Genomic DNA, 13,657 nt, shown 5'->3' on the forward strand with positions numbered 1-13,657 from the left:
TATGAAAAAGATAAGTCTATTAGTATTGTTTTTTGGTGTATCTATTTCATTTTTCGCCCAAAAAATAACACTTTCTGGAGCTGTAAAAGATAGTTTACAAAACCCAATGCCGTATGCAAATGTTATAGCAAAGCCCAAAGATGTCTCTAAAAATCTAAAATTTGCAATAACAGATAATGACGGTTATTATAAACTGCTTTTAGAAAAAGGAGATACTATTAACATTAGTATTTCTTATTTAGGTTACAAACCTATAGAATATCAGTTTATTGCTTTTAAAAACACTAAAAAAGATTTTGTATTACAACAATCTTCAGAAAGTTTAGATGAAATTGTTATTGAAATGCCAGTAACAGTTAGAGGTGATACCACAACCTATAAAACAGATAAATTTACAGATGGTTCTGAACGCAAACTTAAAAATGTTTTAAAAAAATTACCAGGTGTAGAAGTCGATAAAAACGGTAGTGTTACTGTACAAGGCAAAAAGGTAACCAAAATGTTGGTAGATGGCAAAAAGTTTTTTGGTGGTAATTCTAAATTGGCCGTAGAAAATATTCCTGCAAATGCTGTGGGTAATGTAGAGGTAATAGATAATTATAATGAAGTAGCTTTTTTAAAAGGATTAACAGATTCTGATGAAATGGCAATGAATATCAAACTAAAAGAAGATAAAAAACGGTTTCTTTTTGGTGATGTAGAAGTTGGTAAAGGCAATGAAGATTTTTATAAGACCAGTGCTAATTTATTTTATTATGCGCCTAAAATAAACGTAAATTTGATAGGAAACATAAATAATGTAAACGAAAAAACTTTCACGACTAAAGATTATATAAGTTTTTCTGGTGGTGTAAATGCCATTTTTAGCGGTAATTTTAATTTTAAAGGAGGCGCTTTTTCGCAGTTTATGCAAAGCAATGATGTATTAAAAAGCAAACAAAAGTTTGGCGCACTTAACATTACAAAAACGGCAACTTCTAAATTAGATGTTTCTGGTTTTGCCATTTTTTCTGGTACAGAAACTACCAATTTTAAAGAAGATTTTAATCAGTATACGACTTTTACAGAAGCAAGAACTAACAAAACAATTGCAGATAATTTATTAGGAATTGGAAATTTAAACTTAGAGTATACACCTAATTCTAAAGAAAAATGGTATGTAAGAACGCAGGTAAAAAGAACGAATAACACTATTGATAATAGCTTAAATTCTATAGTAAACGCTACTTCAAATTTAATTACAACAGATAAAAGTTTAAAAGCTACGTACATTAATCAGAATATAGAATGGCACAAAAGACAAAATGATGCACATACGTTTTCTTCTGTGTTTAGTTATGTTTTAGATAAAAACAATCAAAATGCTTTTTGGGAAACCGAAAACCCAATTTTACAAGGTTTAATTCCTACGGATAATAACCAAGATTTATTAAGAATTTTACAAGATAAAGATACTCAAGAGCAAAATATAGATTTTGTTTTTAAGCATTTTTGGGAACTGAATAATGCGAATCATATTTATACAACTGGTGGTAATAAGTTTTTAAATGAAGATTTTTCTACGGATGATAGTCAAAAACTAGATAACGGAACAATCAATAATTTTTCTTCTGCTGGTTTTGGGAACAACCTAAATTTTAAATTGAATGATTTGTTTGTAGGAATGCATTACAAGTTTAGAACAGGCATTTTCACCTTTAAACAAGGTGCTTTTTTACATAATTATAATTGGCAGTTAAATCAGCAAACACAAACCACAAAAAATAAATGGGTGGTTTTGCCAGACTTTTTAGCAAAAATTGAGTTTAATAAATCGAAAAAAATTACTATTAATTACAATTTAAAAACTTCTTTTTCTGATGCGAGTAGGTTTGCCAATCGTTTTTATTTACAATCGTATAATTCTGTTTTTAAAGGAAATGAAAATTTAGAAAACAATTTGTATCATGCAGCACGTATTTATTATAGTAGGTTTAGTTTGTACAGAGGTTTAATGCTGTTTGCCAATTTAAATTACAATAAACAAATAAAAGGTGTTAGAAATACGGTTGCTTTTGATGTAAATAATACAGAAGAAACGCAAAGAATCAATCAGTTTTTAAAAGCGAAATTATTTAACAATCCGTCAGAAGATTTAAGAGGAACTGTACATCTAGAAAAAAGTATAAAAAACATAAAATACAAGTTTGATGTTGGTTTTAAAAACGCTAGTTATGTGCAAGAAATAGACAACAACCTACAAACCAATAAAAATAATAGTTATAATTACGAAGTTGGTTTCGAAACAATGTTTGATAATTTACCTACCCTAGAATTTGGTATAAGTAGAGATATTGGGCGTTTTATTTCTAGTAACAACACTTCTAAATTTATTACCATAGAACCTTTTGTAACCGTAGATTACGATTTTTTAGACGGCTTTATTTTCAATTTTGATTATAGAAAAAGCATCTACGAAAATAAAGATTTGGGTCAGAAAAATATTTATGAAATAGCAAATACAACCTTGTCTTATAAAAAAGAAGACAGTGCTTGGTCTTATAAAATATCTGCACAAAATTTATTTAATGCACAATTTAAACAAAGCAATCGTTTTTCAGATTATGTAGTTTCAGATTCTAAAACCTTTATTTTACCAAGAATTATAATGTTTAGTATTGGGTATAATTTGTAATTTCAGTTATCAATAAAATTATTGTTAACTGTGTATTGCTATTGAATACCACTTACTTTCTTCCAAAATCTGCAGGAATTTCCCCCCAAGCTTTAGTTTCCCATTTTAAAATTGGGTTTTTAAAAGTATTTTCTTTCAACCATTTTTCTGCTCTTTTAATCAACTCTAAGATGTCTTTGTTAGAAGCATCAAAATGCATGTTGGTTTTACATCTTTTTTGTTTAATCCAACTCATGGCAATTTTAGAATCAGAATAAATAGGAATATCTTCTTTGTTTTTGCTTTTTAAAAGTGCAATACCATGTACCAAAGCTAAAAACTCGCCAATATTATTGGTTCCTTTAGCGTAAGGTCCTTTTCTAAAAATTTCTTGTTTATTGTGCGTTAAAACACCTCTGTATTCCATTTTACCGGGGTTTCCTGCACAAGCAGCGTCTACAGAAATACTCTCTAAATTTGGTTTACCGTATTTTGTTTTATCAGCAGTAGAAAGTGTCGGTTTTTTGGTGTTTTTACCAATATAATCAGTAAAATTTTTAGAAAACGCAACTTCAGCATCATCTAAGCTTGCAAAAGATTTGTATTGTGCACCTTCAAAGCCGTCTATTTGTTTTTTACAAACATTCCAAGACGTATAAATTCCTTTTTTACGTCCGTTCCAAACCACATAAAACTTTTTTTTACTCATTTGTAGCTAAAATAACTTCTTCTATAACCTTCGGAAAGTAGCGTTGTTCTAATAAATGAATCTTTTCTGCAATCGTTTCTGGTGTATCTTGCTCGTTTAAAGCTGTTTTTGATTGAAAAATGATGGCACCTTCGTCGTAATTTTCATTTACATAGTGAATTGTAATACCTGTTTCGGTTTCGTTATTATCTTTTACGGCTTTATGAACATGCATTCCATACATTCCTTTTCCGCCATATTTTGGTAATAATGCTGGGTGAATATTGATGATTTTCTTAGGAAAAGCATCGACTATTTTTTGTGGAATTCTCCATAAAAAACCAGCTAGAATTATATAATCTGCTTGGTTTTTTAAAATATTTAAGACCGTATCTGTTTTAGAAAAATCGTTTCTATTAAAGTGTAAACAATTAATATTTAAGTTTTTACATCGTTCAAAAACTTTGGCATGCTCATTGTTACACAACACTTTAGTAACCTTAGCGGTTTTAGTATGATTAAAAAACTTAATAATGTTTTCTGCGTTCGAACCCGAACCAGAAGCAAAAACAACAATACGCTTCATATCTATATATCTAAGCTACAAAAAAAAGAATAATTATTAACAAACTGATTGTTTTGAGTAAAGATTAAATTATTTTATTTACTTTTAATAATCATTTTTGGGACAAAAATTAGTTATAATTAATAAGATTTGTATTTTTGCCCCGATTTAAAATTTAAAATTAAAAAATTATGTCAGACATTGCATCAAGAGTAAAAGCGATTATCGTAGACAAATTAGGCGTTGACGATAACGAAGTAACAACAGAAGCTAGCTTCACAAATGATTTAGGAGCAGACTCTTTAGATACTGTTGAGTTAATTATGGAATTCGAAAAAGAATTTGATATCCAAATTCCAGATGATCAAGCAGAAAACATTGGTACTGTAGGTCAAGCGGTTAGTTATATAGAAGAAGCAAAAAAGTAAGAATTATATGCAATTAAAACGAGTTGTAGTCACTGGACTTGGCGCATTAACGCCAATTGGTAATAATATTGAAGAATATTGGAACGCCTTAGTTAACGGAGTTAGCGGAGCAGCACCTATCACTTACTTTGATGCTGCCAAGTTCAAAACTCGTTTCGCATGTGAACTTAAGGGCTTTAAGGTTAATGATTTTATTGACAGAAAAGAAGCCCGTAGAATGGATCGATTTACGCAATATGCAATGGTAGCTTCGGATGAAGCAATTGCAGATGCAGATTTAGATCTAGAAAACATTAACAAATTACGAGTTGGTGTAATTTGGGGTGCTGGTATTGGAGGTTTAGAAACTTTTCAAAATGAAGCTATAAATTTTGGTGCTGGAGACGGTACACCAAGATTTAATCCTTTCTTTATACCAAAAATGATTGCAGACATTGCGCCAGGACATATTTCTATTAAAAACGGATTTATGGGGCCAAATTATACTACAGTTTCTGCCTGTGCATCTTCTGCAAACGCAATGATAGATGCTTTAAATTACATTAGATTAGGCCACTGCGACGTTATTGTTACAGGTGGTTCTGAAGCTGCTGTAACATATGCAGGTGTTGGTGGTTTTAACGCAATGCACGCTTTGTCAACTAGAAATGAATCTCCAGAATCTGCATCGAGACCTTTTGACGCAGAAAGAGATGGTTTTGTTTTAGGAGAAGGAGCCGGAGCAATTATTTTAGAAGAGTACGAGCATGCAAAAGCAAGAGGAGCAAAAATATATGCAGAAGTAATTGGAGGCGGTATGTCTTCGGATGCTTATCATATGACAGCGCCACATCCAGAAGGTTTGGGTGTAATTGCAGTAATGAAAAATTGTTTAGAAAATTCTGGTATCAAACCAGAAGACGTAGATCATATCAATACACACGGTACATCTACACCACTTGGTGATGTTGCAGAGTTAAAAGCAATATCAGAAGTTTTTGGAGACCACGCTAAGAATATCAATATCAATTCTACAAAATCTATGACTGGGCACTTATTAGGTGCAGCAGGTGCTATAGAATCGATTGCTTCTATTTTAGCAATGAAAAATAGTTTGGTGCCGCCAACAATTAATCATTCTAATGCAGATGAAAATATAAACCAAGAACTTAATTTAACTTTAAATAAACCTCAAGAAAGAGAAATTAAAGTTGCAATGAGTAATACTTTTGGTTTTGGTGGTCACAATGCTTGTGTAGCGTTTAAGAAATTAGATGAGTAGTTTATGAATAGTTTTATTCGTAAAATAGTTCAACAGCATTCTAAAGAAGATGCAGAATTTCATAACGAATTAAGAAAACTACTAAATTTTTCTCCAAGAAAAATAAATCAATACAAAAAAGCATTTACCCATAGATCTGTTCAAATGTTAGACAGAAAAGGGAACCCTATTAACTACGAAAGATTAGAGTTTTTAGGAGATTCTATCTTAGGATCTGTAATTGCTGCTTATTTATATAAAAAAGTTCCTACAGGTACAGAAGGGTATTTAACACAAATGCGCTCTAAAATTGTTAGTAGAGAGCATTTAAATGAGTTGGGTAAAGACTTAAATTTAATAAGATTTGTAAAAAGTAATATCGATCAATCTAATGTTGGCGATAATATTCATGGTAATATTTTTGAAGCATTAATTGGTGCTATTTATTTAGACAAAGGATATAATTTTTGTCAGAAATTTATATACCATAATGTAATTGTACCTTACGTAGATATCGAAAAACTAGAAGGTAAAATTACTAGTTATAAAGGTTTGATTATAGAGTGGTGCCAAAAGCAAAAGAAAATTTACAGCTTCGATACTTACGAAGATTCTGGTAACGACCCCGTAAAACATTTTAGTGTTAAAGTAAGTATAGATGGTGAGCAAGTTGCTAAAGGTAGAGCTACATCAAAGAAAAAAGCAGAAGAGCAAGCATCTAAAAGAGTCTATTTTGCTTTTCAAAAGCAAATTTCTCTAGATTAAAGCGATAACGTTTTCGTTAAAATAACTTAGAATACTCGTAAACTATTAGTAATTTAGCAAGATTAAATACTAAAAGTAAATTTACGATATATGCAAATTCATGCTTTAGGTTTAGAAGATTTTTGTGAAGAAGAATACTCTTTAATAGGTATTCATACAGCATTAGAAGACTACAGGCTTGCATATTTACTAAATAAAAATTTAAGCATAAAATTTTCTAAATCGACCAAAAATTTAGAGTTCGAAAAAGATAATAATTTAGCATCATTTTCTATCTATAATTTTTCAAGTAAAAAATACGATTACGATTGGTTTTTAATTGCAAATAGCTTTAAAAATGAGAACCAAACACAGTCTAACGAGTTACTTTTAACTACAGAAACTAGAACTTACTTAATTCCGGAAAAGAAGAAAGTAGATTTTTTTATTAAAATTTCTGGAGAAGTAGGCGATGCTTATGTTATAAATACAGTAAAAAAAATAAAAGAAATTGAGCAAGTAATAACATCTTATTCAATAGATAAAAACACACTAAAGTCTAAAGACTTTTTAATATTTTAATATGACAGATTATAAAAAAACTAAAATCGTTGCAACGTTAGGACCCGCTACAGGTACTAAAGAAATTTTAACAAATTTAGCAAAAGAAGGTGTAAACGTCTTCAGAATTAATTTTTCTCATGCAGAATATGAAAATGTAAAGAAGACTGTTAAGACTATAAGAGAAATTAACGAAGAAAATGATTTCAACGTAGCTATTCTTGCAGATTTACAAGGACCAAAACTTCGAGTTGGTGTTATGGAAGATGGTGTAGTTTTAGAAGACGGAGATCTATTTACATTTACTACAGAAAAATGTACAGGTACTAAAGAAAAAGCTTTTATGACCTATCAACGTTTTCCTAAAGATGTAAAAGTAGGAGAACAAATTTTAGTAGACGATGGTAAATTATTATTCGAAGTAGTATCTACAGATAAAGATAAAGAAGTAGTTGTTAAAACGATAGTTGGTGGTCCTTTAAAATCTAAAAAAGGAGTAAACTTACCAAATACAGCAATTTCTTTACCAGCTTTAACAGAAAAAGATAAAGAAGATGCAGTTTTTGCATTAAGTTTAAATGTAGATTGGATGGCATTATCTTTTGTTAGAACGCCAGAAGATTTAAGGATGTTAAGAGATTTAATCGATCAACATTCAGAATATAGAGTTCCTGTAATTGCAAAAATAGAAAAGCCAGAAGCTGTTGCAAATATAGATGCATTAATACCTTATTGTGATGGTTTAATGGTAGCTCGTGGAGATTTAGGAGTAGAAATTCCTATGCAAGATGTACCGTTAATTCAAAAGAAATTAGTTAGAAGAGCAAAAAGAGCAAGAATACCTGTAATTATTGCAACGCAAATGATGGAAACAATGATCGATAACTCTGTACCAACAAGAGCAGAGGTAAATGATGTTGCAAATTCTATTATGGATGGTGCAGATGCAGTAATGCTTTCTGGAGAAACTTCTGTTGGTAAACATCCAATTAGAGTTATTCAAAAAATGGCAGAAATTATCAAATCTGTAGAAAATTCTAGAATGATAAAAGTGCCACATGAAGCACCACATATTAGAACGAATAGATTTATTACAAAAGCAGTTTGTCATCACGCAGCATTAATGGCAAATGATATCGATGCAGCGGCAATTTCTACATTAACAAATAGTGGTTATACAGCGTTTCAAATATCTGCTTGGAGACCACAATCGTCAATTTTAGCCTTTTCATCAGAAAGAAGAATTTTAGGAAAACTAAACTTACTTTGGGGTGTTAAAGCATTTTATTACGATAAAAATTTAAGTACAGATGATACTGTTGTAGATATTAATAAACTATCTAAAGATAAAGGATACGTAAAAGAAGGCGATTTAATGATTAACCTTACTTCTATGCCAGTAGAAGCAAAAGGTATGGTAAATACATTAAGAGTGTCAGAAATAGACTAAAAAGCTATTCTTTTAAAGAAAACGAAAAGCATTTTGAGAAATCGAAATGCTTTTTTGTTTTTAAAAATTATTATAGAATTTTATTACTGTTTTTTCTTATTTTAAAAATAGCGCAAAAATCTTTTTTTAAATAAAATGTATTAAACGATTCAATAAAAAAAAATTAAAGCAGCCTTAATTTGGGCTAAGCTATTTTGAAAATATTTATATTTTCTGAAGTCTAAATCACTTTAAAAAACAAGTTTCTTAGAGATAATAATAGCATCATTAGTAACAAAAGGCATTGGCATCATTTCTTGGGTTCTTGGCTTTATGTTAAAGTTTTTGTTGGTTAACAAATCATAAGAAATTTCATTTAAAATAATATCTAATTTCTCGTTCACATCAATAGTAAAAGAAATTGTTAATTCTTTGTCATTATTTCCAAAATGATAAATTAAAAATGTACCAGGTTTTGCTTTGTATTTTTTACCATCATTAACCAACACATCATTTACTTTAAATTGATGTAAACTAATGTTGTTTTTGGTTATAAATTCGAACTTATTAACTTTTCTTGTAGGTAAAAGGGTTAACTCTAAAAATCGTTTTGAGCCAATAATTGTATCTAAGTCTGTAATTAAATTTGCACTTTCTATATTTTTAAAACTAGTTTTTTTAGCAAATTTAAAACGTGTGTTGTATTTACTTTTTGTGTCGGCATTTTCAAGTCCGCCCTCAGAGTAATCAGTATTAAAAATTTGTTTAGTATAAGCGTCTAAAATGGTATTGTAAGTTCCGTAATAAGCAGTTTTATCATCAGAATTCTGAATGTAAACGATGCTGTTAGGTTTCTTGTTTTCTGTTGAAAATCCGCTATTATACGTTGCCAAACCAAAAAACACAATAGCTAATATGCCACTTATTTTCTGAGTAAAAAAAGCTTTCTTTTGATGAAAACTAAGAATCATCAAACCAAAAACCAACACAATAAAAATTGCGCTAACAAAGACTGTTTTTAAACCTAAACCAACAGGAAACATTTTAACCAAGGGAGCAAAAATATAAAGAGTTGGTATCGATAAAATGGTAAATAATATTCTTTTAGAACCTTCTTTTAAGTCTAAGAAAATTGCAATTGCTAAAATTAGTAAGGCACTAATAACCGGAATAATAAAAAAGCCAGCACCCTTTAGTGTGTAAGCAATAATTAAATTAATAATTAACCAGAAAAACAAGGGCGCTACTAATAAGTTTGTAGGTTTTAATTCTTTGGCACTACGTTTATAGATTGTAAATAATAACCAAAGATTTAAAAATACAAAGGCCGTAATATATTGATAACCATTGTAAGTAAAACCGTGTAAAATATCTTTGTACTGCGGATGTATAATTTGTAATAATTGCCATAATCCGAAAGAAATTAATCCGCATAAAACCAATGAAATTAAAAACGGTACAAAACCTTTAAAAATTCCTTTTGCATCTATTTTATTAAGTGAAATTCCGAAGAAAAGCAAAACAATAAAAACAATTAAACAACCTATTGTTAATGGTTTTACCCAAGAAAACGGAAATGTAAGCATTTTAATAAACGGAAAATTTACATACACAAAATCCTCTTCAGAATTTAAATTTGATAGACTTGCGTTTGCAAAATAATTTAAAGAGGTTGTAAAATAATCTGCTTGATGCAATAGGGTTTCTCGGTCTAATCTTTCATAAGAATCTTGTGCTGTATGGTAATCAAAATGATCGCCAATAAAAGCAAAGTTAAATCCGTTAATATTTCCACTTTCTCTAAAAACAGTTAAATCTGTATCGTTTGGTAGTTTTTTATAAATAGAATACATTAAAGAATTTGCTGCCGGAAAATTGGGTTTTGTAGCCAAAAACTCTGATAGTAATTTGCTGTTTTTACCATTTGTTTCCATTAGCATATAGCTTGGTCCGCCACTTCCTCTAGCTTCAAAATTTAAAACCAAACCAACGTTTTTAGCCCAAGAATGTTGGTCTACGAATGCTTGCGCACCTAATAAACCTAGTTCTTCTGCATCAGAAATTAAAATAATAATATCATTTTTTGGGGTAGTTCCTTTTGCTAAAAAAGCTCTAATTCCTTCTAAAATAGTAACTACGCCAGAGCCAGCATCACTTGCAGCTAAAGAAGAGTGTGGGTTTGCGTCGTAATGAGTAAGTAGAAGTAAAGCTTTATTAGAATTTGTGCCTTTAATTTTAGCGATAATATTTTCTGCAGTAGTAGCGGCAAACCATTTTTTGTTTATAGCAGTTTGGGTCTGAATTTGTGGTTCTAATCCCATTTTTTGCAATTCTGTTACAATGTAATTCTGTACATTTTTATGTTCATCAGAACCAACATAATGGGCTTTTGTACTAATGTTTTTTAAATGATGTAAGGCATTGTCTAAAGAAAAAGATGTTTCGTTTGTATTTTTAGAAGTATTTATAGAGGGTTTTAAACTACTAAAACTCCAAAAAATTACACCTAAAATTAGTAGGGTAGAAACAATCGTAGAAAATTTATTCATGCTAAAATTTTATTTCTATAAAAGTAGTGAATTAAAAAAAATTATCATCAAAAGTAAAACCGATTAAAAATTTTGCTAACTTTAGTACAACTAAAAATCTAATATTATGGGAATTAAGAGCTTTCAAGGTAAAAGAGAAACCAATCAAATTAAAGAAGAAACACAAATTTTAGTGTCGGATTATATGACTACAAATTTGGTAACCTTTAAAGCAGAAGATTCTTTAGATTATGTGATAGAACAGTTGATTACTAATAAAATTTCTGGTGGACCTGTGGTAAATGAAAAGAATGAGCTTATTGGTATTATTTCTGAAACGGATTGTATAAAACATATTTCTGAAAGTAAGTACTACAATATGCCTGCAGATACAAATAATACTGTTGGTAAATATATGGTTACAGATGTAGATACTATTGATAAAAACATGAATATTTTTGATGCAGCATTTAAATTTATTTCATCTAGAAGAAGAAGATTTCCTGTAATTGAAAACGGTAAACTTATAGGGCAATTAAGTCAAAAAGATGTATTAAAAGCTGCTATTAGTGTAGAGGGTAATACTTGGTAAATGTTATCTTCTTTTGCTAAAATTAATTGAAGGTAAATCTGTTATTATCAATTTTTGATTTTCGGTACTTACCAGTTCTGCAATCTTAGAATATGGGTAACCATTAACAGGTTCTTTAAGGTTTTTCTATTTGGCGATGCCAGCAACTGTAACTGTTTCTTCTAACTCTATAATTGCCTCTGTGTATCTTAAAGATTTATTAAAACCCAAAAAACCTTCACTTTTAATATTATAGTTTTTTAAAAGTTCTAAAAATTCTTTTGTAGGGCTGTTAAATGTACCTGATGAAGTTTTTTTATCTACAACTAAATAACTTTTAAAGTTTTTTGGTTTTAAGCTAGGTCTCACAATTACGTGTTCACCTTTACTTTTTATAAAAAATTCTTGAATTTTAGATTCTTTAATTAAAGTTTTCCAATGAGAATTCTTGCCGTTGCTTCTTTTTTCTTCTATTATAATTTTATAATAGACGCATTTTCTTTTACTAAAAGGCGCAATAAGTGGTTGTTTTACATGCAATGCTTTACCGGTAACTTTTGTAAAACTATTAGTTTTTAAACCACCAACAGGCTTATTTGGCGTTTTAGCAAGAGTTCTTATAATTACTTGTTTATTACTAAAGTAATAGATAGCAATTGCCAGTATTATTAAAGCGATTAATACAATAAAAATCATAGTGTCTTTTTGTAAGTTAGTAGCTCTAACTTACAAAAAGTTACACTTCTTATTTATCTTTTCTAATTAATAAAAAAGTTTCATTTTCTAAAGCTAAATAGCCTTCATTGTAAATGTAATGGTATAAGTTGCCCGTTTTTGTTTTATAAATTGATGTAAAAAACTGAAAATCGAAACCCTTATCATACAATTTAGTTCGACTAACTTTAGTTTTACCAGTAGAATTTAAATCAGAAAGTATTTTATAATTTTTTCGAAGTCTATTATTAATATTTCTGATTAAATTTTTACTGTCTTTATTAATTCGGTTATTGTAGGAGTTTCTACAATAATCAGAACAGAATTTTTTATCGATTCTGCCCTTTAGCAGCTCGTTACACTCTAAACACTCTTTTTTTTCCATTAATAGCAATCTTATTACACTTTTACTTCACCCCAATTTTCGCCAGATTTAATTCTTCTTAACTGCATTGTAGTAATACCAAATTGACTTGCAATAATTCTTAATCTGGTTCTTCTGTTAGGGTCTAACAACTTTTTCTTAATAATTCTAACTTTACCTTCTGTTAATTTTGCGCCAGGTTTAATACCAAATTTTGCAATTCTTTTAGGGTTCGTTATTTGGTGTTTTGTTAATTCTTTTTGATTTACCCACTTTAAATTTTGATAGTAATTATCTTTTAAATCGTGGTTTAAATGAATTACAAATTTTTGATCTTCTTCTTTTTTTAGAAATAATAAACCAACAACTCTGTGCACATAAGCATTTGCTTTTCTCTTACTACCTATTTTTGGGTATGTAAAGGTTTCAAAATTGTTAATTTGACCAATTCTAAGAAGTTCGAAGACACCCTCTTCAATTTCTCTTTTTACTCTTCCGTAATTAGAAACGTAAAGTTTTTCTCTAGCAACATCATAATTTTCTTTTTCAAATAGCTTCCATTGTTCACTTCTGTACGATTTCATGTCTATAAGATTTTCATTTAGTAAATATACTAAAAATTATCCGTTTACAAACGACTACAAGTAATTACAACCGAAAGTAATTGTTTTAAAACCGAATAAGCAAGCGGTACTGTCGCAATTTTGCAATGTCTAAACGAGTAGACAAAATAAATTATAAACTTGCATTACATAATAAATGCACAAAACTTATCTTATGAATACGTTAAGAAACAAAGTACAGTTAATTGGTAGATTAGGTCAAGAGCCAGAAATAGTAACTTTTAAAGATGGCAACAAAATGGCAAAATTTTCTATGGCTACAGATGATAGTTATAAAGACAAAGAAGGTAACAAAGTAGAGCGTGCTTATTGGCATAACATTATTATTAAAGGCGGACTTGTAAAAGTTGTAGAAAACTATATAAACAAAGGGCAAGAAATTGCGGTAGAAGGTAAGTTAACCAACAGAACTTATAATACAGAATCAGGAGAAAAACGATACGTAACAGAGATTTTAGTAAGCGAATTATTGATGTTAGGAAGTAATTCTTAAAGGATATTAAAATATTGAAAAAAATAAAATCTACTTAATTTGAGTAGATTTTATTT

Annotated in this window: 14 protein-coding genes; 8 read left to right on the forward strand and 6 right to left on the reverse strand. The window is 29.4% G+C overall.

Annotated elements, in window-relative coordinates; all coding sequences use genetic code 11:
• The first annotated feature begins 1 nt into the window (after position 1).
• On the forward strand, positions 2–2,674 hold the full coding sequence (locus tag WG950_RS09580) for a carboxypeptidase-like regulatory domain-containing protein (protein ID WP_340931948.1): 2,673 nt from the start codon (positions 2–4) through the stop codon (positions 2,672–2,674).
• A 52-nt stretch (positions 2,675–2,726) separates the two neighbouring features.
• Here the strand turns inward: WG950_RS09580 and WG950_RS09585 are convergent, their stop codons facing one another.
• Both WG950_RS09585 and WG950_RS09590 read right to left on the reverse strand, forming a co-directional pair.
• Positions 2,727–3,362, reverse strand: coding sequence for a viroplasmin family protein (locus WG950_RS09585; RefSeq protein ID WP_077810580.1), 636 nt, complete (start codon positions 3,360–3,362; stop codon positions 2,727–2,729).
• Positions 3,355–3,927, reverse strand: a complete 573-nt coding sequence (locus WG950_RS09590; protein WP_340931951.1) for a phosphoribosylglycinamide formyltransferase — start codon at positions 3,925–3,927, stop codon at positions 3,355–3,357. The genes WG950_RS09585 and WG950_RS09590 overlap by 8 nt, the downstream gene beginning before the upstream one ends.
• A 170-nt stretch (positions 3,928–4,097) precedes the next feature.
• On the opposite strand from WG950_RS09590, the gene WG950_RS09595 reads away from it, so the two are divergent.
• The 5 genes from WG950_RS09595 to pyk all read left to right on the forward strand — a co-directional run bounded on the left by WG950_RS09595 (position 4,098) and on the right by pyk (position 8,329).
• Positions 4,098–4,334, forward strand: a complete 237-nt coding sequence (locus WG950_RS09595) for an acyl carrier protein (RefSeq protein ID WP_004569249.1) — start codon at positions 4,098–4,100, stop codon at positions 4,332–4,334.
• 7 nt (positions 4,335–4,341) lie between these two features.
• Complete coding sequence (gene fabF, locus WG950_RS09600) at positions 4,342–5,595, forward strand: beta-ketoacyl-ACP synthase II (protein WP_340931952.1); 1,254 nt, start codon at positions 4,342–4,344, stop codon at positions 5,593–5,595.
• A gap of 3 nt (positions 5,596–5,598) precedes the next feature.
• A complete protein-coding gene (gene rnc / locus WG950_RS09605; RefSeq protein ID WP_340931954.1) occupies positions 5,599–6,339 on the forward strand; it encodes a ribonuclease III in 741 nt (246 codons plus the stop codon).
• Positions 6,340–6,429: 90 nt separating this feature from the next.
• Positions 6,430–6,900, forward strand: a complete 471-nt coding sequence (locus tag WG950_RS09610) for an IPExxxVDY family protein (RefSeq protein ID WP_079737711.1) — start codon at positions 6,430–6,432, stop codon at positions 6,898–6,900.
• 1 nt (position 6,901) lies between these two features.
• Positions 6,902–8,329, forward strand: coding sequence for a pyruvate kinase (gene pyk, locus WG950_RS09615; protein WP_299064585.1), 1,428 nt, complete (start codon positions 6,902–6,904; stop codon positions 8,327–8,329).
• Positions 8,330–8,559: 230 nt separating this feature from the next.
• Here the strand turns inward: pyk and WG950_RS09620 are convergent, their stop codons facing one another.
• Positions 8,560–10,857, reverse strand: a complete 2,298-nt coding sequence (locus WG950_RS09620) for a M28 family peptidase (protein WP_340931955.1) — start codon at positions 10,855–10,857, stop codon at positions 8,560–8,562.
• Positions 10,858–10,963: 106 nt separating this feature from the next.
• Between WG950_RS09620 and WG950_RS09625 the strand changes: the two genes are divergently transcribed.
• Entirely contained in the window at positions 10,964–11,428 is a 465-nt protein-coding gene (locus WG950_RS09625) for a CBS domain-containing protein (protein WP_340931956.1), read from the forward strand.
• 126 nt (positions 11,429–11,554) lie between these two features.
• Here the strand turns inward: WG950_RS09625 and WG950_RS09630 are convergent, their stop codons facing one another.
• The 3 genes from WG950_RS09630 to WG950_RS09640 are packed head-to-tail and all read right to left on the reverse strand — an operon-like array spanning position 11,555 to position 13,069.
• A complete protein-coding gene (locus WG950_RS09630; RefSeq protein ID WP_340931957.1) occupies positions 11,555–12,103 on the reverse strand; it encodes a hypothetical protein in 549 nt (182 codons plus the stop codon).
• A gap of 49 nt (positions 12,104–12,152) precedes the next feature.
• Positions 12,153–12,506 carry a hypothetical protein gene (locus WG950_RS09635; RefSeq protein ID WP_077810571.1) on the reverse strand — a complete coding sequence of 118 codons (354 nt, stop codon included), beginning with the start codon at positions 12,504–12,506 and terminating at the stop codon, positions 12,153–12,155.
• A 14-nt stretch (positions 12,507–12,520) separates the two neighbouring features.
• Positions 12,521–13,069: an HNH endonuclease gene (locus WG950_RS09640; protein ID WP_077810570.1), complete on the reverse strand. Its 549-nt coding sequence runs from the start codon at positions 13,067–13,069 to the stop codon at positions 12,521–12,523.
• Between the two features lie 193 nt (positions 13,070–13,262).
• Between WG950_RS09640 and WG950_RS09645 the strand changes: the two genes are divergently transcribed.
• Positions 13,263–13,601: a single-stranded DNA-binding protein gene (locus tag WG950_RS09645; protein ID WP_340931959.1), complete on the forward strand. Its 339-nt coding sequence runs from the start codon at positions 13,263–13,265 to the stop codon at positions 13,599–13,601.
• The last annotated feature ends 56 nt before the right edge of the window (positions 13,602–13,657 follow it).

The sequence above is a fragment of the Polaribacter marinaquae genome, from assembly GCF_038019025.1.
Lineage (GTDB): Bacteria > Bacteroidota > Bacteroidia > Flavobacteriales > Flavobacteriaceae > Polaribacter > Polaribacter marinaquae.

Excerpts from the sequence above, each read along its gene's own strand:
- WG950_RS09580 (WP_340931948.1), top strand. The coding sequence starts at position 2 with ATGAAAAAGATAAGTCTATTAGTATTGTTTTTTGGTGTATCTATTTCA.
- WG950_RS09585 (WP_077810580.1), bottom strand. The coding sequence starts at position 3,362 with ATGAGTAAAAAAAAGTTTTATGTGGTTTGGAACGGACGTAAAAAAGGA.
- WG950_RS09590 (WP_340931951.1), bottom strand. The coding sequence starts at position 3,927 with ATGAAGCGTATTGTTGTTTTTGCTTCTGGTTCGGGTTCGAACGCAGAA.
- WG950_RS09595 (WP_004569249.1), top strand. The coding sequence starts at position 4,098 with ATGTCAGACATTGCATCAAGAGTAAAAGCGATTATCGTAGACAAATTA.
- fabF (WP_340931952.1), top strand. The coding sequence starts at position 4,342 with ATGCAATTAAAACGAGTTGTAGTCACTGGACTTGGCGCATTAACGCCA.
- rnc (WP_340931954.1), top strand. The coding sequence starts at position 5,599 with ATGAATAGTTTTATTCGTAAAATAGTTCAACAGCATTCTAAAGAAGAT.
- WG950_RS09610 (WP_079737711.1), top strand. The coding sequence starts at position 6,430 with ATGCAAATTCATGCTTTAGGTTTAGAAGATTTTTGTGAAGAAGAATAC.
- pyk (WP_299064585.1), top strand. The coding sequence starts at position 6,902 with ATGACAGATTATAAAAAAACTAAAATCGTTGCAACGTTAGGACCCGCT.
- WG950_RS09620 (WP_340931955.1), bottom strand. The coding sequence starts at position 10,857 with ATGAATAAATTTTCTACGATTGTTTCTACCCTACTAATTTTAGGTGTA.
- WG950_RS09625 (WP_340931956.1), top strand. The coding sequence starts at position 10,964 with ATGGGAATTAAGAGCTTTCAAGGTAAAAGAGAAACCAATCAAATTAAA.
- WG950_RS09630 (WP_340931957.1), bottom strand. The coding sequence starts at position 12,103 with ATGATTTTTATTGTATTAATCGCTTTAATAATACTGGCAATTGCTATC.
- WG950_RS09635 (WP_077810571.1), bottom strand. The coding sequence starts at position 12,506 with ATGGAAAAAAAAGAGTGTTTAGAGTGTAACGAGCTGCTAAAGGGCAGA.
- WG950_RS09640 (WP_077810570.1), bottom strand. The coding sequence starts at position 13,069 with ATGAAATCGTACAGAAGTGAACAATGGAAGCTATTTGAAAAAGAAAAT.
- WG950_RS09645 (WP_340931959.1), top strand. The coding sequence starts at position 13,263 with ATGAATACGTTAAGAAACAAAGTACAGTTAATTGGTAGATTAGGTCAA.